The organism is Dorea sp. AF36-15AT (genome assembly GCF_003477705.1).
Taxonomy (GTDB): Bacteria; Bacillota; Clostridia; order Lachnospirales; family Lachnospiraceae; genus Claveliimonas; species Claveliimonas ammoniilytica.
In genome coordinates this window covers 67,897-87,701 of sequence record NZ_QUDV01000008.1, presented here as the reverse complement: position 1 = coordinate 87,701, position 19,805 = coordinate 67,897, and the positions used below count along the sequence as shown (strand labels likewise).

Below are 19,805 nucleotides of genomic sequence, written 5' to 3'. Positions count from 1 at the left end.
TGGCTCGCGAGTTCCTTGCCGTTCAGGGACAGGGACTCGAAAGCGACCACCTTGTCCTTGGCCTTGAGGTCAGACGCGTCGAAGGTGAAGGTAACGTCCACATCACCGAAAGCGGTTTCGGGAATGAACTCGGTCTCGGCTGTGACAGGGTTGCCGTCGGCATCGAGGAGCTGCTTCTTGGAGACCTTGCCGTCCTTGTCGGTGACCTTCTCGTAGAGGGTGCCGGAAACCTTGTAGGTCTTGCCGGGAGTGACGTTCATGTAATGGACGGTATCGACGATGGTGGCATTATCCTCGCCGATGAGGTTCTTATCACCATCAAGGGCATCCGTTGCGGTAGTGGAGAGCTTGGGCTTCGTGATGATGACAGTCTGGCCGGAATCATTCACGTCGGCATGGGAAGCAATCTCCTTGTCGTTGTGGGACAGGGACTCGAAGGCAACGAGAGAGGTACCTTCCTTGAGCGAACTGCCATCGAAGTAGAAGGTCACATCGACGTTTCCGTAGGAGTCCTCTGCGGTGAAGTTTGCTTCCGCAGTGACGGGGGTACCGTTCTTGTCTTTGAATACCTTCTTCGTGACCTTTCCGTTCTTGTCAAGAACCTTCTCATAGAGGGTACCGGTGACCTTGTAGGTCTTACCGGGGGTCACGTTGTTGTAGTGGACAGTATCGCGGACAGCGACATTTTCCTCACCCGTGACCGTCTTGTCACCGTCGGCAGCATCGACGGCGGTGGTGCCGATAACGGGAGCCTTCACGGTAACGGTCTGGTCAATGTCGTTGATATCCTTGTGGTCGGCAATCTCGATACCGTTCGTGGCAACAGTCTCGAAGGCGACGAGCTTGGTGCCGGTCTTGATGCCGCTGGCATCGAAGGTGAAGGTCACGGTCGTGGTACCGCTTTCGGCTTCCGCCGTGAACTCCGCAGTCGCGGTGACGGGGGTGCCGTCGGCATCCATGAAAGCCTTCTTGGTGGACTTGTCCATAAGGGTTCCCGTGAGCGTGTAGGTCTGCCCGGCGGTAAGCCCGGTGTAACGGACATAATCGGTAACGGTAACATCATCCTCAGCGGTGACGGACTTGCTATTGTCCGCATCGCCCACGGCGCTTGTCGAGAGCTTCGGCGTGAGCACGGTCACCTGCTGGGAAACGTCGGATTTATCCCTATGCTCGGCGAGCTTCGCACCCTTTGCATCGGTAAGCGTCTCATAGACCACGAGGGTCTTCCCCTTGAGGTCGTAGGAATCGAAAGCGTAGTCAAGCGTGACGGAACCTGCGGAGTCCTCAGCCGTGAAGGTCTTCTCGGCAGTGATAGCCTGACCGTTAACCGTGACGGCATCGCCGGTAGCGGCATCATGCAGCTCACCGATGACGGTGTAGGTCTTACCCGCGACGAGATGGCTGTACTCTACCTTGTCGGAAATCTTGACGGTGCCGACCCCAACGTAATGGTCGCTATCAGAAGCGTCGTAGGCGGTGGTGTGGATTTCCGGCTCCGGGTCATCGAAGGTGCCGAGGTCGATGGTCTTGGCATCACGGGTCACAGTAACAGTCGTGTTGATGAGCGCATAGCCCTCATTAGCGGAGCAGCGAAGCTCTTCGACGGAATAGGTGTCAAAGGGCAGGGCACCGAGCTTGTTGTCCGCCTTGACGGCATCGGAGGTGGAAGTGGTGCCGTTCCCATCGAGCACGCTGTTGTTGCCGAACCAGAAACCGGCGTTAGCATCGAGCTTCGTGCTGTCGATGGTGTCGCTTGCGGTCAGCGCCCAATCGTTCGCGTTGGTGTTCGAGTCATGCGCGTTCCAAGAGGACGCGGAGCTGAAATAGCCGTTCTCGTCGGTCACGGCGATGTGGGACTCGCCGGTAGTGAGGGAGGTCACCTTGAAGGGCACGCCTGCAAGGCGGTCGGAACCGTTGTCGGATTTCTTAGTGAACTCGATATCGGAACGGTAGACCTGCTCGGCAACCTCCGGGGCATTGTAGGTGATAACACCTTCAACGGAATTGTTTTCCTGAATCTTCTGGAAAGACACTTCATCAGACTTTACGTAGCCCATTGGGGCTTTAGTCTCACGTATGACAACGGTGCCACGTGGAAGTGCAGGAGTCCCATCAAGTCGATACCAGAAGGCATCGCCAGAGACAAAATGAGCAATGTCAAAGCTACAGAAACCGTTGGAGTCTGTACTAAACGTCCAAGAACGCATCGGCTTCACGTCGGCGTTCTTAAGGTCATCGTAGCTCTTGTAGTCAAGGGTGGCGTAGTAATCGACGGTGAACTCGGCACCTGCAAGGGTAGCGGAACCCTGCGGGAGGTTACCGGCGCCGTTATAGGTCTTCTGGCCGTCGAATTTACCGAGAAGCATACTCATAGGGTCATTTGCGGGATTGTCGCTGACTGAGAGCTTCACAGGCGAGGATTCGCGATTCGCGCCGGAAACATCTGCGGTGTAAACCTGCGAATCGGTGAAATATCCCTTGGGAGCCTTGGTCTCCTTCACATAGTAGCGTCCGGGATTGAGCGAGACGGTGTTCGCGTTCCCGCTTGCGTTCGTCGTAAGGGTCGCTACCTTGTTCGAGCAGTTGGAGTCAGTGTAGACCCCATATTCGGCACCTGCGAGGGAGTAGCAGTCATTGGTGTCGGTAAGGGTCTTATTTGAGGAGTCCTTATGCAGCGTCAGATATCCCTTGTGCAACGTTTTGATGACTCGGTAGTAGCTAACGGGATACTTGGGCGTGATTTTGGAAATCACGTTGCCGCCTGCGGAGTTCGGAAAATAGCCCTTTACAATTCCGTCCGCGTGGCTGGAAGAGTGCCAGTAAAGGTCTTCCGAGCTGCTGCTACCCCAGAAGAAGCCGATATGGCAGTCTGAATTGCTATGATTCCAGTCCACCGGCTCCATGTAGATGATATCGCCCTTCTCAAGGATGCCGGACGCGAGCATCTGCTCTTTGGAGCTGAACGTGTAGCTGACGGCATTGTTGTCGCGACAATACTCTTCCCATTTAGAGGCGTTCGCTTCGTTGCCCCTGTTGTAGCCGTCCTTGGCGGTATAGTTTCCGATGATGGATGTGTTCGCTCCGCAGGCACGGAGGACGGCAACCACAAAACCGGCGCAGTTCATATAGGCACCGCTACCGTACTCACCCTTCGGTTTCCAGCAGTCCCAAGTGTTGATTGCACCGTCCTCGCCATGAGGTCCTTTGTTGCCGTAAGGTGTGGTGAGGTAATACTCGTCGTTCTCGTGCTGGGAGAGCACGGACTCGACCGTCTTGGTGGCACCGAGTGCTTGGTCGATGGTCTGACCGGCAGCATAGGTGCTAACACCCGATTTCTGCGCGGCGTAGGCAAGCCCCGCAGGGCACGCCGATTGGAAGATGAGCACTGCGGTCATGACCGCAGTGAGCACCTTAGATTTCTTGATTCGTCCGAGAATCTTCATGTGTTCTTTCTCCTTCCTTTGTTTGCGTGGTTTTCTGTAGCTTCGTTGGTGGTTCGTTTGAACTGCGTTTCTCGTTGCGTTTTATCTCTAACCGAAGTCATATCCGCCGATAGCCCCGGTGTTGTTTTCCTCGTTTTGCCCTTCCCCATCATCGTCTGCGAAGCCCTCGTCCTGAGAGATTTCTGCATCGCGGATGCGCTCGATGGCGGATTCGGTGTAGCCCATGATGCGGGCAATCTCATCATCCGAGTATGTCGGGTGCGCATGTTTCAAGTAGTCGAACACGGCGATGGCGCGGCGGTTGACGGATTGCACTGTGGCATCGGAGTAACACAGCTGCTCCATGGCGAAGAACCGCTCGCCGTTTATCAGCTCATCGCCCTCCCGCCACAGGAGCTTTTCGCCGTCCTTCTTGAGCCAGACTACATCGTCCAGCTCATCTGGCGAGACGAGGAGCATGGCGCTCCCGACCTGACGGGTGGCGGCGGGAACCTTGGTGCCCTCAAGGGTCACCTGTCCGCCTGCGTGCTGCGGATTTCCGTCATACCAGTGCTCTGCGAGAATGATGCCGTTTTCCTCAAGGGCACCGAGGTAGAGGTTCCAGTCGGTAAGGATGTTCGTTCCCTTCGCGCGGAACGGCTCGGAGTTCGTCTGGGCGGATGAGTCGAACTTCTCGTAGCGGAAGGACTTGTAGAGCACCTCGATTACCATGAACTGTCACCTCTTTCCTCTGTACTACTGGGCGATATCCTGCCCGGTTCGCGACTTGGTGGACTTGGCGGGGTCATCGCCTGCGAGCGCGTCCTTCCCGGTCTCCATGTCGCGTGCTTCCCCCGCAAGGCTCACGCCGTCCTTGGCGGCGGCACGCTCTGCGGCTTTTCCGGCCTTATAGGTATCCTGCGCCACCTTGAGTGCGTGGGTGAGGTCGGTGGCCTTCACCTCGTAGCGCTGATACGGGTGCTCGGCATCGTCCTTCTTCCCCGTCCAGATGGGCACCGGCTCGTCCTTCTTGAACGAGACCGTGGCGCGTCCCTTCTCAAGCATGTCCTTCTTCATGTAGTCGGAGAGGAACACATCGGTTGAGAAGCCGCTCACGTCGATGCCGTTCACCTTCGTCCCCTTGGGGAAGGAAACGAAGCACTTCTCGAAGGTGCGCCCGTCACTTGTCTGAATGTCGTGGGGCGTGAGGAAGGCGGCGGGCATGTTGATTTTGGCGTAGTTGTCTGCCTTGGGAGCCTGCTCTGGCTCCAGTGTCTTCTTGGGCATGTTTTTTCATCCTTTCTGTCTGTGCGGAACGGGTAGTCCCGCGCGGTGTGTATACGGTACCCGATTTTAGCACAATGGTGTGTTTTGGCTGCTTGGGATAGCTGTCGGCGAACGGATGCAAGTCCGGTTCGAGTGAAAGCGGCTCATGCCTATCGCACCCCCTTCACATGGTTCGTGGGTTGTTCCGCGCGGGTCGTATCGCAGGTTTCGAGTACGGCGCTTCCGGAAGCGCAGTCATGGGATTCGGCGTTCAGGTCGTAACCGCTTTCCAAGGCATCCGTGAACTCGCTGCCGTATACGTTTTCGAGTGCCGCGTGGCACGCATCCTGCATTTTGGCAAGGCTGCTGTGGTCTGCCGATGCGAACTCGTTTAAGTCACGCATGTTGCCCATGACTTCGGTATCGAAGGTGAAGGCCGGGTAGGAGCAGAACCCCGAACGCATGAACTGGCCGGTGAAGGCTCCGAGCTGGGAGATTTTCGAGAGCATCGCTTCTCCCATGTTATTGGTGTCTAGGAAAACGGTCGCGTCCTGTTGCAGTGGGGAACCGAAGTTTACGGTGACGCTGCTCCAAGGCTGTCCGAACGATTCCTCGGTTGGGTCGGAGAGATAGGCGGTCACTGCAAGGTTGCCGTCCGCATAGGACTCCCTGACGAGTTCGACCTGCTGGGTGTATCCGAAGGCATCGAAGGAGAACTCGATGCCCGATTTCTCACTGTCGTTTCCTTGCAGGTTCCCGGAAAGCATGTCCGGGGAGAGTGGTATGGCAGGGCGGTCTGGTGCGGATGTGGTCGTATCGTAGGGCGCTTCCGGGGTCTGGGCTTCGGGCGCGTGGGGCATGGAAGCCTGCCCGAAATCCATGTTCCGAATATCCTCGGGAAGCATATCCGGTGATAGGAGTGTTGCCATGTCATTCCTTCCTTTCTGCCGCTACCTGCGGCCTTTCTTCGTGGGTTTTCTCGGTGTGAAAATAGGTTCTACCGACCCGTCCTTTTGAAGAACGACTGTGCAATCGAAGGTCTTTCCGGCCTTGGACTTGCAGCCCCTTAGCGAGACCGCCTTCCCGTCAAGAAGGGATGCGGCCTGCTTCTCGGTGAACTTCTTGGTGCAGAAGCCAAACAGCTTGAACCCGCAGCCCGCGACCTCCTTCCAAGTGCCGTCTTCCTGCTTCTCGTTCTTGATGGAGGAGCAGGCGTAGATGGAGCCGGTCTTTATAACGTCCTTGCCGCACCTCGGACACTTGCCCACTACGGTCTTTCCGGTACCTGCGATGGATGCGCCCACGTAGGCGGTCTCGCGGTGGTGATTGAAGACCTCGATGACGGAATCTTGCAGGGCGTTCACGTCCGCCTTACCGTCTGCGATATCCTGTTGGATGAGCCACCATCTTGCGGTCACGTCTGCACCGCGAATCTCCGGCGGGAGGAGTGCGTAGAACGCCTTGGCCTTATCGGTTGCTCGAACCTTTCCCTTTCGTTCCTCAAGGTAGCCACGGGTTTTCAGACCCTCGATGATGGAGGAGCGGGTGGCCGTCGTTCCGATACCGCCGTGTTCGCCCTTCTTGCCGTCATCCTTACGCTTAAGGATTTCCCGGATTTCCGGGTCTTTGACGTACTTCGCGATGGATGCCATGTCTGTGATGAGGGTGCCCTCCGTATAGGGTGCGGGCGGGGTGGTCTCCCCTTCCGTGATTGAGCAAGAGATACCGGCAAGGGTGTGGCTTCCTGCGGGAACCCATGGGTTCCCTGTATCGGAATCCTCTCTGACACGGCTGTTCGAGACGTTCGGGAAGACAGCCGTGAACCCCGCGTCCGAAAGGCGCTTCGCTGTGAGCTTAAGCGTTCCGCCGTCCACGCTTACCGTGCTCTCGCTCACGTCGTACACGGCGGGAGGAAGAAATTGCATCGCATAGCGCTCGCAGATGGCGGTGTAGACCTTGGCTTCGTCCGGTTCCATCGCGGACACGGGCGCATCCGCTTCCTGCGGGATGATGCCGTGGTGGGCGGTCACGTTCCCATCGTTGAACGCCTTGGAATGGAGCCGGTAATCCAAAGGCCAGCGCACACCGAGGTTCTTCATCGCCTGCGCAAGGACTGCCGGTGCCTGCTCTCGGTGCTCTTCCTTGAGGTATTGGGAATCGGAGCGGTTGTAGGTGATGGCTTTGTACTTATCACGCAAATCCTGCGTGATTTGCTGAGTCTCGGCGGCAGTGAAGCCGAAGCGCTCGCTCATGTCGGAAAGCAGCACGGTCAAGTTGTAGGGAAGCGGCGGGTTCTCCTGCTTTTTCGATACGGTCGTTTCAAAGTGCAGGTCGCGTCCGTCGAGCTTTTCCTTAAGGGCTTCCAGCATATGCCGCTCGAACAGATGCTTCTCACCGGCAAGCAGCTCCTTTCCCGGCAGATACTTGAAGGAGAGTTCTCCGGCATCCGAATCACCGCTTGCAAACAGCTCGTAGAACTTTCGGGTGACGTGGTGGGCGATGGCTTCGTCGCGTTTCACCACAAGCCCCAGCGTCGGTGTCTGCACGCGTCCGACGGTGAACAGGCCGTCGAGACGCTTGGTGGCGAGTCTCGTCTCGTTCACGCCGAAGCACATATCCGCCATCTGTCGGGCATAGGCGGCGTTCCCGGCACCCCGGCAGGAGTCGTTGGGCACGAGCTTGTCGAACGCCCTCACGATGTTCTTCTCGATGTTGTCATTCACGTAGACGCGCTCAACCTTACCGGCGTAGCCGAGGTAATCCAAAAGCTCGTCCACGATAAGCTGCCCCTCATCGTCCGGGTCACCGGCGGCGATGACGGAATCGCAAGTTTTAAGGAGTCCCGCAATCTGGTCTATGAGGGGCTTCTTGCTCTCTCCGGTCTTCTTATCGACCGCCGGTTCCTTCGGCCAGTCGTGAACCTCGATAGGGAGTACATCAAGGCTCCAAGGCATTCCCCATTTTGGGTCGATGGTATCCGGTTTTACCAGTTCCAAAAGGTGACCGGCGCAGGCACAGACCGTGTAGCCGTTTCCCGAGATGGGAAGGTGGGCGCTTTCGGACACCTCTTTTCCCGTGATGGCGCGGGCGATATCGCGGGCGAGCATCGGCTTCTCCGCGATGACTAATTTGCTCATATGGTTTTCTCCTTTCTGCTTCATTCAAGGGGCGAAGGTTAATATCCCCTATCCAGCCGGTAATCGTTAACGGCCTGCGTATCTATCCAAGGCACTTCGGGCGTTGCAGAATCCTGTCAATATCGAGACCGGAGCAATTTCCCGCAAGCAGAAGCCCGGATAGGTCTTCGAGCGCTTCGATTTTCCTGCCGCTTACGAACACGAAGGCATTCATATCCCGTAACAGGGCGAAGTAACGGATGAAGTTTTGCCTGCTGTAGACGCTCAAAACCATATTCGTCTCAACTTCGCGCTCCCCGTAGTTTCCCGTGCCGTCCGGCTTGATGCCCGCGATGAGCGGGGTGTCGTAGGCATCGGTCGCGAGAAGGATGGCAAGCAGAACATCATCCCTGGTCGGGCTGTTGGCGAGAACCACCGGGGAAGCAAGAAGCTCGGGAAAACGCTTTACCTGTTCGATGGAGAAGCCGTGCCGGTGGGGGTTGTAATCGGATTTCGGTGTGAGAGCCTGAAAGAGATGCTTCTGCGTGTAGAGCATGGGGCGCTGCTCGAACCCGGTCTTCAAGAATATCTCCGGCGTGTCGCAGACTTTCAGGGCATCGTAGGGGCTGTATACGCCGCAGGCGGCAAGGTCAACTTCGTGTCCGAACCGCAGGTACTCGCTGCATCTGTTTGCATAGGCTTCTTGTGCTTTTACATTTCCGTTCCCATCCTTAAGGCGGGCGATGCCGCACGTGTCGAGATAGGTTAGGCGTTCATTATCCGGCATTGCCACGGAGTTCTCGTACTCGCAGATGGTCGTGATAATCTCGGAGCCTTTTTCTGCTTTCATCATTCGCACCTCCCGTTCTTTTTCGCATTTGTGGAGATGCCGCTCCCATACGGGATGCGGCATCCTGTCTTTCAATTTTTTGTCACTTTGGGTTCTATTCGATGTTCTGGTCATCCTTTCCGGGCGCATCCATTGCAGGCGCATCCGCCGCGAGCGCGTTCCTGCCGGAGGTGCAGTCGTGAATCTCCACGGAAATGTCGTAGCCGCCCGGAGTGATACCGTGCCGGATATCATCGACAGCCTTCGCCCCGCTTCCGGGTTTACTGATAACGGTGAAGTAACCTTCCACGCGGGCAGTCTCCCCATTCGTGAGCGACCGGCTCTCCCCCGTCTCCGGGTCGAAGCCCACGGCTACGATATCGCCGTTCAGGACGGTGTAGAAGTCCCCCATCTTCACGACCTTCGAGTAATCGAACTGGGAGAGATACCCGGCTTTTGCCATCTCCTCGGTGGCGAAGATGGCACGGTTTGGCGGGCAGGTGAACAGACACTCCTTGTTCACGTAAAGGGGAACCTCCTCGCCGAAAGCGATATCGAAAGTCTCGATATTTCCACCCACCAGTGCTTGCAGCGATTTCAAGGTGGAGCCGTTTTTATCCGGCAGAAGGGTCACCTCGCGCGGAGGTTCGCCGGTGGCGATGAGCATGGCACGGATACCCTGCTCTTCGGGAGTACCCAGTGCGTCTTCGGGAAGCGGTGCGCCGCCCTCATTCTGGATAAAGGCGGAAAGCTCCACGCGGGCGCGGTTCATCGTCGAAAAATGGTTTGCGACCTCGTAGCGGCTTTCCAGCTGCTCCCGGAGCAGGACTTTCAGGAGAGGAATCCGATATTCGTCACCGGCTGTCTCCTTGAAATCACCGATGGGGTCGTAGTCCGGGTTGCCCCAATCGGAGCGGAATCCGCCATCTTGCAGCACGCGGCGCACGTACTCCTCCGGTTGCTCATCGAAATTCAGATATCCGGTGAGGGTTGCCCAAGTATCCCCCTCCGGCCAAGCGAAGGCATAGGTGAAGGACTCCTTATCCGTCTGTTTGACGAAACCTGCGCCCGAGCCTTCCCTGCCGAACAGGGAACCTATCTCCTTGAAATTATCAGTCATCTATTTCACCTCCTTGTCCGGGTCAACTTCCGGTTCATCCTTGGTCTCTGTCTGGGTGTCGATTTCCTTCCGTGCAGAAGCCATTTCATGTGCTTCCTCGCCGCATCCATATTCCTCATCGCCAAGGGTGCAATCATCGAAGAAGTCCTTTGGCAAGTTCGCACCCATGACCATGTTCATCATGTTCAAGGCGGAGTCGGAGTTGGGGCACTGTATCCATGGGTAATCGTCCTTCTGTACGCGCCCGCGCAGTAAAAGCTCGCCGAGGGCTTGCTGCCATGGGGTGATATCGACTTCCCTGTTGTACAGCCGGAAATCGGTTATGGTCTTGCTGCCAAAGCAGGAAATCATGTCCGCGATATCGGAAAGCGGCACCTCGTCAAGGTCGATGGACTCGCAGGCCACCTTCCAAGCGCCGGTGGCATGTCCGGTCTCCGGGTCGCGGACTGGAAATGCGGTAGCCAGACTGACGATGGCACCAAAAAGTCCATTGGTTTTTTTCCTCTTTGAGAAAGCGAAGTTGTCTTGAATCTCCGTAAAGTTGTTGTCGAGATATTCATCTTCCAAACGGCTCCAATCGCCGAACCATTTGGGATTCGATATGTTGTTAAACATCTATTCCATCTCCTTGTTCTGATTGATTTTCGGGGTGCCATCAAGTCCCGCCCGCTCCGCAAGCGCTTCCTTGCCGGATGCCATGTCACGGGATTCGGACTTGACACCGGTTTCGGTAACTTGTGCCTTCTCGGGTTCCGCCTGTGCCAGCAGATGCTCCTTCATGGATTCCAGAGCCGAAAGCGGGGTGCCGTCCTTGGCTTCCGCCAGCAGATAGCGCATCTGCTGGGACGTAAGGGCTGGGGTGTACATAAGGATTGTGGAAACCTTTGCCATATTGGCATCGGAAAGCTCTGCCGCTGTCGCATCGAAGACGGACATGAGCTGTTGCGCGTTCATCCCTGCGCACACCTGCATGGTCATCATAAGAAGCGGCGCGTTATATCCGCACCGGTTCACGGCATAGGCGCAGGCGCTCATTTGCTCTGCGGAGAGGGAAGCCGGGAACAGTTCCGCAAAGTCCGCATCGCTCAGGTCGGCAACCGGGGACTGCCCGCGCATGGCGGTAAGGAGGGCGATTTGCTGTCCCGGCTTGTAGTCCGGGTTCATGATACGCGCCACCTGCGCCTTGGTCATGGAGTTCTCCCCAGTGTAGGGGTCGTGACATGCGTTTTCCATGGCGGCAGCAATGACCTCCATGCTCTCAGGGGTAAATGCAGGCTTCGCGATGGCGCGGACGGTCTCATAGGGGACATGGCCTTGCAGAAGGATATTGTTGATGGTAAGCAGCTGGGAGCGGGAGAGACGTTCCACAGGCAAATCGCTCCCCCCGTGTGCCACGACCAGATAGGCGGCTTCCATGCGCCGTGCGTCCATCTGCGGGTCTAGGAAGCGTGCGAAGTCTCCGCCCCTGATAGCGATTTTCGCAATGGCCGTCATCTGGGCTGCGGTGTACTTGGGGGTCGCGAGAGCATCCAGCACGTCTTCTCCCACCGCCGGGTTCAGCGCGGCGGCGATGATGGCATTGGCCTGAAAGCCGTTGTACTCGTGTTCAGCAAGGCGCAGCGCGTCGGCTTCGGTTAGGCCACGGTCAATGGCCTGTTCGTACTGAACGAGCTGTTTGTCGGTAACGGTTTCCGGGTCGAATGTTTTTCCGTCAGGTGTCATAGGTGTCCTCCTTTCTGCTCATGAAACGGCTTTGTCACAGGGAGCCATCTGCCTTTTCCGCGCGTGTCGGGGAATCCTTCGTCTCCGACTGGCTATCGAGTTCGGTGCGAGCAGCCTTCGCGTCGCGGGCTTCGGATGCGAGGGATGCGGCAGTCGCTTCCGGCTCGGCGGATGTAGACTTCTCGGCTGCACGCATGGCTTCGGCGGGGGAAGCCCCGTCCATCAGCGCAAGGTCTACCGAACGCAACTGCGCAAGGTCAAGCTCCGTCACGGGGAGGTCTTTGCCGCCGTGGAACAGCACGGAAACAGCCGCCTTAAGTGTCTGCTCATCCATATTGCGAAAATCGAGGGGGTTCTTGCCGACAGAAGCGATATCCAGAAGACTGCGCATCTTACCGGACGAAAGGGTCTTGTCGGCTATCGTCTCAAGCGTCTCTGACGAGACGCGAGGGTTACGGGCGGCTTCCATGAGGATATCCGCCTGTCCGTGGGAGAAGTCATGATTAGCAATCTGCGTAGCGATGGGAAGCGGCACATGGCTCTCCATCGCTTCCGCGTAACGCGGGTAGTCTACGTTTTCAGGTACCGTCGCAACACTCTCCGGCACCGCTTCATAGGAGACGATATTTCCGTCGATGCAATAGCCGAGGTCGATGGGGAGATAGGTGCCAGCTTCCTTGGTCTCGGGGGAAAGTTCGCTCTCCTTAACGAGTCCCATGATGCGGTACACGTCCTCGGGGGTCGCACCGGAATCGAGAAGTTCGTGGAGGGTGTTCTCGATAGCACCGGAAACATCCTCCATCTCCGGGTCGGACGTGCGCTCACCGAGCGCGAAGCAGGGGCGGGCGAAGTTGGTGTTCAGGGTATCGACGGTATAGACCCTGAGCGCATACTCCCCCGGAACGTACCAATAGTCCTCATCGTTGGAGTAGGTGAGCAGGAGGGAGAGGTCAACGGGAATCTGCTCCTGCCCAATCCAGAAGTCGTTATCTGGCATGGCAATCATCCTTTCTGTGTTTCTAGTTGTGCGGTTTGCTGGTTTTCTGTGGTTCTATCTAACGGGAGAGGTCGGGCTTTGCGACCAGATGCTCGCGGGAAGGTGCGGCAGATGCGCCTGCAAGCTGTTTGGAAGCTGCCATCATGTCCTTGGCTTCCCCGGAGAGGGAGATGCCGCCACCGCCCTTTCCTCCGATGCCCGCACCCTTTGTCACGACGGCCTGAACGACCTCTTTTGCGGCCTGCCCTGCGGTATTCACAAGGCCGCTTCCCGTGCTGTCACCGAAATCTTCTGCCATGTTCATTTCTCCTTTCTTGCCAAAAACGCCTAAAGGGCGTTTTCGTTGCTGTCTCTCGACTCATTCAGTTTCCGAATCATATTGAGGGCGGCTTTCCTGTTCTCCGGGAGAGCGAAGCGCGATAGGGCGGCTTCTCTCGCTTCCCCCGAAAGGGAATAGCCGCCATCGTCCGCACCGGGCAGGATGCCGAAGACCTCCTTGCAGGTCTCCTTGAGGAAAGCATTCACCTTCGCAAGGTCATCGCCCTCAAGCCAGTCGGTCGCGGCTTGTGTGCTGAGTGGATAAGCGAATCCATACGCTTCAAGGCCGTCGAGGTCGGCACCGACCATTCCGTTCCAAGGGTAGCCGAGCAGGGTGTTCATGTGGAAACTGGCTACGAACTGCCCGTTATCCTCGGTATCGTAGAACTCGACCATCGTGTCACCGCAGGGGGGATTTTCATTCTCGCTTTTTGGTAAGCCGCCATCCGCGCGGGGTTCACCGGGATAGACGAGATGCACGCGCCACCTGCCGGTAGTGAACTCGCGTGGGCAGGCATAGTTAAAGTTCTTTGTCTTCTTACGCTTCATGCTAAATGGTATCTCCGTTGTTCTCGATGGAATCGAAACATTCCTGAATCATCTCCGCAACGGATTTCCGGTTCTCGTTCAAACCATTGCGGGAGGTGGCAGCATCCCTTGCTTCCCCCGAAAGGGAATAGCCGTCCTCCCCCCTATCGTCACCGGGAAGGGAGCCGCAGAACTCCATGCAGCTTTTCTTGAGAAAGTCGTTCACCTTCGCAAGGTCATCGCCTTCAACCGTCCAAGCGGGAATACCGCCATCAAGGGAGAACTGGTTCCCGTTCTTGAGCATCGTGTCGAGGGAGACGGCAATAGAATCGTCCTCAAGCAGGTCGGTCATGTAGTAACGAGAGACGAACTGCCCGCCCGGGAAGCGTGCGGCATCCTGCGAGGTATCGTAGAACTCCACAAGGGGGTAGGACGCGCGATGGGCGGCGGCAGGTACGCCAGAGTAAGCATTTAACTCATAGGTCAGGCAACCATCGAGACCGTAACGCTCTCCGGGGTAGATAAGATGCACACGCCATTTGCCGGTGGTGAAGTCGTGAGGGAGTGTCACTTCCTCTTTCTCGTATTCCTCAGAAGGGCATCCGAAGGACTGCTCCATGTAACGGGGGGCGGCGCAGAGTTCCGGGCTGTTATAGAGGTCGTGGATGAACTGCTTCTCATCGCCAAGCTCATAGTGCTTTCCCATGGCGGTAAGCCCTTCGAGGGGCAGATAATCCTCGTAATCGAGCTGTCCCCAAAGGCGTTCGCCCTCATCGGTGAGCTGACGCATCTCGACGGATACGCGCCCGTCATGGTGGGCACCGGCAAGGTAAAGCGTGCCGTTCTCGTCCCAGACCTTCTGAATCTCGCAGTCGGCGAAAACGTTGCCCCGACCGAAACGGGACGGAGAGCAATCGGTGGCGGCATCGAAGTCCTTGTAGACGGTGATAACGGGGATTGTGTCATCCCAACGTTCTACGCTGCCAGCAACAAAAATGTGGTTGCCGCCGTAAGGGTTGATGAAATCCGACATGTCTGACTTCTTCCCATCGAAGAAGGCGGCAAGCGCCCGCATCTCCTCCTCGTAATCGAAGTCGCGCAGCTTCATCGCGTGTTGGAAAACCTCATCGTCGGTGAAGCTCTCGCGCACCTCATCCTCGGTCAGACCTTTACGTTCCATAAGGTCGTTTACCGCCCATTCCGCACCTTCGTCTCCGTAGTAGGAGTCTTCGTCGAAGACGATACGCTCTTTCGGTTTCGGTTCCATAGAGTCTCCTTTCAGCAGAAAACGGGCGGAGCCTTGCCCTCACCCGTTTCCATGCATATTTCTAACGGTTGTCGGTGTCTACAGGCGGCTGTGCATCTCTATCGTCCTTTTCCGGGGCATCCTTTTCCGGGGCGTTATCATCAAGCCCATCCCTGCCGTTTTCCATATCGTGCGCTTCGCTGTCAACGGAAACCGCTTCCGGGTCGATATCACACTCAGAAAGCTCGGCCTTCCACTGCTCGGCAAACACCGCGTCGTATCCCTTTTCGTTCACGGCGCGTACCGTATCCACACTCAGGACATAAGGATTTGCGCGACCTGCGATATCGTCGATATCCTGCCCAAAGTCGGTCGCGACTTCGGCGAAGTCCTCCCCGTACCGCTCCTCGAACGCGGCGTTTACGGCACCCATGATGGTATCCTTCGCGTCATCGGTCGGTGCATAATCCTCATCATAGGAGAGGTCGTTTAAGATTTCGTCTGCAAGGCTTTCCCGGATGGCATAGACCCCCATATCCCTTAGCTGGTCGAGGGTGCCGTAACGGGAGATATCCTCACGATGGTCGTAGAGGTCGGACTTGAAGCACTCGTACTGCGCCATCTGAACCATCTTGTAGATATCGCCCTTGCAGCCTTCGAGAAGGCCGTCGAACTCGGCTTGTTCCAACCACTCCGTGTGGTCTGGAAGCCACGAGAGAAGGGCATGATAGTTGTCATCGACCTTATAATCGGCAGTTTCACTGAACGCGACGGTGAGGTCACCGTCGAAATCAAAATCCTCCACCTCGTCGCGCAAGTCCCCGAGGTCAAGGTCTCCTTGAAGCTGCTCGATAGTAACGAAACCCTTCGGCAGCTTCGGGTGGTCATAGGCGTACCGCGCGGCACGCTCGGATGCGGCCTTCTCGACCAGAGTGTTTACCTCGTCCCCATGCTTTGTCAGGGTTTTCGATATCTCTTCGATTTCCCAGCCGGAGAGGTACAGCTCGTCCTGCATCCACAAATTCGTCTCCTTGCAGGAGTCGTAAGCACGGAGGGCGGCAGATGGCTTTACCCCCTGTGCGTAGAGCTTGTCCACAAACTCGTCAGTGGAGTATTTTCGCAAGGTGAGGGCATCGTCTGCGAGGGCGGAGAAGACCTGCGTGACGGTCGGCTCCCCAAAAGCCCTCGGGTCAGATACGAAGGTGGTGGAGAAGTCCTTTCCGCCTTTGGAGAGGGTGAGCGAGTATTTCACGTAGTAGTCTGGGGCAACGGTGTCCCTTTCCCGGTTCGTAATCTTCATCTGGAAGCCGGACAGAAACTTAGCCACTGCTTCCGTAGTGTCGTATGCCATAGCGCGTTCCTTTCCATCGGAAGCCGATGCTTGGCTCCCAATAATAACTTATTAAGGGGAAGGGGCGCACCGGTTTCGGCACGCCCCTTCGGTGAGCGGTAGCAGGTTTTCGGTAAGCGTCTACGCGCCGAGGATTTCCTTCGCCCAAGAGCCGGACTTTACAAGCCCCATCATGGTCGTGATGAGAACGGCGATAGTCTTGATGATGACACCGAACGAGTCGAATGTTTCTACGCCCCGTGCGAGACCAAGCATCTCAGCCTTTCCCAATCCACCGGAAACCGCGAGGGCGGTCACAAGATGCGGGTAGAGGTAGAGGATGAGAACCATGACCACGCCTGCGAGGGCTGCTGCCGCAAAGTTCTTGAGGTAACCGATTCCGATTTGCTTCGTCTCCTCGAAGCCGAGAAGGGAAATGGGAATCGGAGAGAAGGCGGCATAGACATAGAGCTGAACGGAACGGCCGAGGGCAACGACCATCGAAATGGCATAGAAAACGAGTCCGACCACCCATGAAATGAGTCCGAAAATCGAAAGGAGGAAGCATCCGCCGAGCGTAGCATCGGCTACATCATCCTTGGTCATCTCGATTCCGGGTTCATACCAGTTTTTCGATTGCAGCTTGTCCGACACGTTACCAACGAGGTCGTTGAAGATGCCGTAGATGGCAGAAACAAGGTCGAGGGCGTTGTCGATGAAGTAGCTGAGGATGCAGTAGGTCACCACGAGGAACACGATATCCTTCACGGCGGGAAGGGTGCTCGTCGCGTCGATGCGCTGGCTAATCTTGATGAGTTGCATCAGCATGAAGAGACCCAGGATGGCATGGGCAACGGGGATGACCCCGGCTTGATAAAAGTCCTTTATCACGCCATACGGCTCGGTTGTTCCGAAAAGCTCGTTGAACGGCCCGGAAATGAACCTCGCATCAAGCGTCTGGTTGATGACACCGAAATAGGTGTTGAAGAGCGTGGCAGCGATTTGGAGAAGCCACGTTTTAATCATGTTGGGGATATCAAGGAAGTCCCCGATGACACCCGCGTAGGCCGGATGGGGAATGAGGAGCACGAGTGCGCAGGCGGCGAAGAGCGCGAACGTGCCCATAAGACAAGCCTTTCTCCTGCGCAGGGGAACCGTCTTCGTCTCCTCCCGCTGTGTGGATTGTAAAGTCAGTTGTTCATTCATAGAGATTCCTTTCTGCCTGCATGGCGACGCTGCCCTAGCCCTCGAAGGAGAACTCGCCCGTGGACTGCTCGTAAACGCAGGTGACGGAAACAGAGTTTGTGTCGTTGAGCTTGAAGTCCGTGGTGATGACCCCGTTCTCATAATCGAGGTTCACGACTTTCTGCCATGTAGCTTCGGTGACAGAAGGGTAATGGACGGCGCACCACTTGGAGAGGGCGGTGATGACGGCCTTCTCATCCCCGCCGAAGAGTTTCGTGACCTCGCTGTTCATGCCCTTCACGGTAATGTTTGCCACCGCTTCGGCACGCTCGTATGCGGTGTTTTTCTGAGCGAACATCGTAGAGCTTGTAAGGGTGGAGATGGTGTTCTCACCGGGGGTCTTAGAATCGGAGTTCACCGCAGCGCCACTGCCGTCCGTGTAGGTCACGATATGGGTGCCGGTATCGGTCTCGAAGACGATGGTATAGAGATAACCGCCGTACCCATCGGAGGTCTTTTCCACGCGGGAGATGGCGTAACTATGGACGGTCGGAGTTCCGTTCACCGTTTCCACGTAGGAGTCATCGGCAAACTTGAGGGTGTAGCGCCCCTCGCTTACCGACCAGACGGAAGAGGAGAGGGTGTCGATGAGTTCCTTGGCATCGGTATCGTATCCCTTGATGATTTCCTTCTGGGCATCGGTAAGCTCCACTTTCCCGGTTTCCTCCTTCGTCTTCTTCTCAGCGGCTGTGGTAGTGTCCGTGTCATTTCCTGCGTTCTGCTCCTTTGCGGTTTCCGCGCGGTGATGCGACACGTTGATGGCGCTCATGGCAGAGCCGCAGGTGAACATCAGGAGCAGGCACAGGGCGATGACGGAAAACTTCTTGTGTTCCGCCATCCATGCTTTCAGTTTCTTCATAGCAGGTATCCTTTCTGGTTTCCTAGCGCCAGTCCCATGGATAGCCGCAGACAACCCATCCTCTTCCGTTTTGGGAAACCCAATCGGACAGGGAGATGGTGCGCAGACCGGAGTAAATGCTATCCATGACCTTGCCGTCACCGATATAGATGCCGACGTGCCCGTAAGCGTTACCGGCGGCGGTATTGGAGCCGTATTGGGCGGAGATGAGCATTCCTACCTTTATCTGGGAGAGGTCGGTGGTGGCGCGTTTCTGGCTGTAATTGGCACCGTATCCCTGATTGCCGAGCTGCGTATTGCCGTTGCCGCCGACGGGATGACCGGCTCTTGCATAGACCCTTGTTGTCCATGTGGCGCAAAGGTTGGCTCCCGGCCACGGAGTCTGCGAGCAGGCATTCACGATATCCTTCTGCCACTGGTCGGCGCTCTGGTAGTCCTGCCCGCCACCGGGAATGAGGGTGGTGCCGGAGTATTGGTTCTTGAACTCCTCTGCGGTCATGGAATCGAGCTGCGCAACGAGCGGATAGGCTTGGCAGATGGAACGGTACTGGGCGATATAGCTGTCCTGCGACGCGGTGTAGTACCCACCCTCGCCGAGGGCACGTAAAAAGAGTTCGGAGTTGTTGGTGTCGATGGCCTTCTGGTAGTTAGGGACACGGGTGTAGTTGGATTGTTTATACAGATGCTCGCACCGGTATTTCATGTACGAATCATCGTCTTTGAAGACGGCGAAATCCGCGTAGGTCTTGTAGGCAGAGCCGGAAGCACTGTATTCGGTGGTGAGCATTTTAACGGAACCCGTGATGAGTCCGCCGTAGTCATAACCGGCATATTTCACGCCGCCGTAGTTGTGGTACAGCCGCCCGAGGTCGGAACCGGAGTCCGAGGTGCCGTTCTCAATCATCATCTGGCCTAGGAGTGCCGAAGCGGGATATCCGTACTGCTCGTGGGCGTTCAGGCACGCGAGCACGAGGTCGTAGGTGACCCATGCGGGCATCCCGTCAAGCGATGCGCTCTTTTGCTCCTCATCGGCGGCACCTCCACCGACAACGGAAATCAGGCCGAAGGCCAAGATGAAGGCAATGATGAGTGGAAAGAATTGGGAGACGGCACCGGCAAGTGATGAAAGCATTCCCTTGATGCCACCGGAAAGAATCGTGAGCGCCTTTTTCTTTCCCGCTTGCGCCGCAGCATTCTCGTAGACGTTCCTATGGAAGTATTTGGAGAACTGCATCCGCTTCTGGACAGCTTTTTTATCCAGTTTCTCGGTGCGGTATTTCTTTTCCGAGAGGGCACCGAGAGAGTCTTTCTTTTCAAGTGCATCCTTACCGGAACGAAGGTGCTTTCTCGCCTTTCCGGCAAGTTTCGCGCCGGTGTGCGTGGTTGCGACCAAATCGTCCGTGCCTTCCAGCTCGGAGTCTTTGAGAGCGTTGTGGGCAGCTTTTGCGGCTACACCCTTTGCACCGAGTTTCAGGCTCTTATTCAGATTGTGGCGAGACTGCATCTTTTTCGTGAGGGCATTTTTTCCGGTTAGCTGGCTACGGGATTTTCCGTCAAGGGCATCGGCGGCGGAAGTCTTCTTACGTTTCCTTGCGATGGCATCGAGGGCGGTACTTCCCGCGCCGTGCGTGCCCTTCTTGCCGACGGAATAGAGGTCACCCTTTAAGGCTTTGGCGCTCTTATCTGCCTTTTCCACCAGACCGGTATTGACGGCATCCGTCTTTTCGGTCTTGAGGAGATTACTCATGGCTTTCTCACGGTCGTTTCCGCCGGTCGTGAAATCCGAAGCCTTCATCTGACGTTCACC

Annotated in this window: 17 protein-coding genes; all 17 read right to left on the bottom strand. The window is 56.7% G+C overall.

The annotated features are described in order from the left end of the window. Window positions 1-3,443 (bottom strand): VaFE repeat-containing surface-anchored protein (locus tag DWZ93_RS11715; RefSeq protein WP_118453039.1); only part of this gene is annotated, 3,443 nt, incomplete at its 3' end. Window positions 3,444-3,530: 87 nt separating this feature from the next. Next, the gene (locus DWZ93_RS11710; protein WP_118453038.1) at window positions 3,531-4,154 is read right to left on the bottom strand and encodes a hypothetical protein; all 624 of its coding nucleotides are present in this window, start codon (window positions 4,152-4,154) and stop codon (window positions 3,531-3,533) included. A gap of 24 nt (window positions 4,155-4,178) precedes the next feature. Then, window positions 4,179-4,709 (bottom strand): hypothetical protein, encoded by a 531-nt coding sequence (locus DWZ93_RS11705; protein WP_118453037.1) that lies wholly within the window; start codon window positions 4,707-4,709, stop codon window positions 4,179-4,181. 149 nt (window positions 4,710-4,858) lie between these two features. After that, window positions 4,859-5,617 carry a DUF4313 domain-containing protein gene (locus tag DWZ93_RS11700; RefSeq protein ID WP_118453036.1) on the bottom strand — a complete coding sequence of 253 codons (759 nt, stop codon included), beginning with the start codon at window positions 5,615-5,617 and terminating at the stop codon, window positions 4,859-4,861. A gap of 21 nt (window positions 5,618-5,638) precedes the next feature. Beyond that, a complete protein-coding gene (locus tag DWZ93_RS11695; RefSeq protein ID WP_158574315.1) occupies window positions 5,639-7,825 on the bottom strand; it encodes a type IA DNA topoisomerase in 2,187 nt (728 codons plus the stop codon). Window positions 7,826-7,907: 82 nt separating this feature from the next. Continuing rightward, a complete protein-coding gene (locus tag DWZ93_RS11690) occupies window positions 7,908-8,657 on the bottom strand; it encodes a MuF-C-terminal domain-containing protein (RefSeq protein ID WP_147364667.1) in 750 nt (249 codons plus the stop codon). Window positions 8,658-8,748: 91 nt separating this feature from the next. Next, on the bottom strand, window positions 8,749-9,753 hold the full coding sequence (locus DWZ93_RS11685; protein ID WP_118453033.1) for a DUF3846 domain-containing protein: 1,005 nt from the start codon (window positions 9,751-9,753) through the stop codon (window positions 8,749-8,751). Beyond that, window positions 9,754-10,368, bottom strand: a complete 615-nt coding sequence (locus DWZ93_RS11680; protein ID WP_118453032.1) for a hypothetical protein — start codon at window positions 10,366-10,368, stop codon at window positions 9,754-9,756. It abuts the gene before it with no gap. Further along, a complete protein-coding gene (locus DWZ93_RS11675; RefSeq protein WP_118453031.1) occupies window positions 10,369-11,475 on the bottom strand; it encodes a hypothetical protein in 1,107 nt (368 codons plus the stop codon). A 34-nt stretch (window positions 11,476-11,509) separates the two neighbouring features. After that, the gene (locus tag DWZ93_RS11670) at window positions 11,510-12,472 is read right to left on the bottom strand and encodes a hypothetical protein (RefSeq protein WP_118453030.1); all 963 of its coding nucleotides are present in this window, start codon (window positions 12,470-12,472) and stop codon (window positions 11,510-11,512) included. 58 nt (window positions 12,473-12,530) lie between these two features. Further along, on the bottom strand, window positions 12,531-12,770 hold the full coding sequence (locus DWZ93_RS11665; RefSeq protein ID WP_055155928.1) for a hypothetical protein: 240 nt from the start codon (window positions 12,768-12,770) through the stop codon (window positions 12,531-12,533). A 29-nt stretch (window positions 12,771-12,799) separates the two neighbouring features. Beyond that, a complete protein-coding gene (locus DWZ93_RS11660; RefSeq protein WP_118453029.1) occupies window positions 12,800-13,339 on the bottom strand; it encodes a hypothetical protein in 540 nt (179 codons plus the stop codon). Window position 13,340: 1 nt separating this feature from the next. Next, the gene (locus DWZ93_RS11655) at window positions 13,341-14,585 is read right to left on the bottom strand and encodes a hypothetical protein (RefSeq protein WP_118453028.1); all 1,245 of its coding nucleotides are present in this window, start codon (window positions 14,583-14,585) and stop codon (window positions 13,341-13,343) included. Window positions 14,586-14,646: 61 nt separating this feature from the next. Next, window positions 14,647-15,915, bottom strand: coding sequence for a hypothetical protein (locus tag DWZ93_RS11650; protein WP_118453027.1), 1,269 nt, complete (start codon window positions 15,913-15,915; stop codon window positions 14,647-14,649). A gap of 120 nt (window positions 15,916-16,035) precedes the next feature. Beyond that, the gene (locus DWZ93_RS11645) at window positions 16,036-17,100 is read right to left on the bottom strand and encodes a type IV secretion system protein (protein ID WP_158574314.1); all 1,065 of its coding nucleotides are present in this window, start codon (window positions 17,098-17,100) and stop codon (window positions 16,036-16,038) included. 34 nt (window positions 17,101-17,134) lie between these two features. Next, on the bottom strand, window positions 17,135-17,998 hold the full coding sequence (locus DWZ93_RS11640; protein ID WP_118453025.1) for a hypothetical protein: 864 nt from the start codon (window positions 17,996-17,998) through the stop codon (window positions 17,135-17,137). Window positions 17,999-18,020: 22 nt separating this feature from the next. Beyond that, entirely contained in the window at window positions 18,021-19,793 is a 1,773-nt protein-coding gene (locus tag DWZ93_RS11635) for a glucosaminidase domain-containing protein (protein ID WP_118453024.1), read from the bottom strand. Between the last annotated feature and the right edge of the window lie 12 nt (window positions 19,794-19,805).

Excerpts from the sequence above, each read along its gene's own strand:
- DWZ93_RS11710 (WP_118453038.1), bottom strand. The coding sequence starts at position 4,154 with ATGGTAATCGAGGTGCTCTACAAGTCCTTCCGCTACGAGAAGTTCGAC.
- DWZ93_RS11705 (WP_118453037.1), bottom strand. The coding sequence starts at position 4,709 with ATGCCCAAGAAGACACTGGAGCCAGAGCAGGCTCCCAAGGCAGACAAC.
- DWZ93_RS11700 (WP_118453036.1), bottom strand. The coding sequence starts at position 5,617 with ATGGCAACACTCCTATCACCGGATATGCTTCCCGAGGATATTCGGAAC.
- DWZ93_RS11695 (WP_158574315.1), bottom strand. The coding sequence starts at position 7,825 with ATGAGCAAATTAGTCATCGCGGAGAAGCCGATGCTCGCCCGCGATATC.
- DWZ93_RS11690 (WP_147364667.1), bottom strand. The coding sequence starts at position 8,657 with ATGATGAAAGCAGAAAAAGGCTCCGAGATTATCACGACCATCTGCGAG.
- DWZ93_RS11685 (WP_118453033.1), bottom strand. The coding sequence starts at position 9,753 with ATGACTGATAATTTCAAGGAGATAGGTTCCCTGTTCGGCAGGGAAGGC.
- DWZ93_RS11680 (WP_118453032.1), bottom strand. The coding sequence starts at position 10,368 with ATGTTTAACAACATATCGAATCCCAAATGGTTCGGCGATTGGAGCCGT.
- DWZ93_RS11675 (WP_118453031.1), bottom strand. The coding sequence starts at position 11,475 with ATGACACCTGACGGAAAAACATTCGACCCGGAAACCGTTACCGACAAA.
- DWZ93_RS11670 (WP_118453030.1), bottom strand. The coding sequence starts at position 12,472 with ATGCCAGATAACGACTTCTGGATTGGGCAGGAGCAGATTCCCGTTGAC.
- DWZ93_RS11665 (WP_055155928.1), bottom strand. The coding sequence starts at position 12,770 with ATGGCAGAAGATTTCGGTGACAGCACGGGAAGCGGCCTTGTGAATACC.
- DWZ93_RS11660 (WP_118453029.1), bottom strand. The coding sequence starts at position 13,339 with ATGAAGCGTAAGAAGACAAAGAACTTTAACTATGCCTGCCCACGCGAG.
- DWZ93_RS11655 (WP_118453028.1), bottom strand. The coding sequence starts at position 14,585 with ATGGAACCGAAACCGAAAGAGCGTATCGTCTTCGACGAAGACTCCTAC.
- DWZ93_RS11650 (WP_118453027.1), bottom strand. The coding sequence starts at position 15,915 with ATGGCATACGACACTACGGAAGCAGTGGCTAAGTTTCTGTCCGGCTTC.
- DWZ93_RS11645 (WP_158574314.1), bottom strand. The coding sequence starts at position 17,100 with ATGAATGAACAACTGACTTTACAATCCACACAGCGGGAGGAGACGAAG.
- DWZ93_RS11640 (WP_118453025.1), bottom strand. The coding sequence starts at position 17,998 with ATGAAGAAACTGAAAGCATGGATGGCGGAACACAAGAAGTTTTCCGTC.
- DWZ93_RS11635 (WP_118453024.1), bottom strand. The coding sequence starts at position 19,793 with ATGAAGGCTTCGGATTTCACGACCGGCGGAAACGACCGTGAGAAAGCC.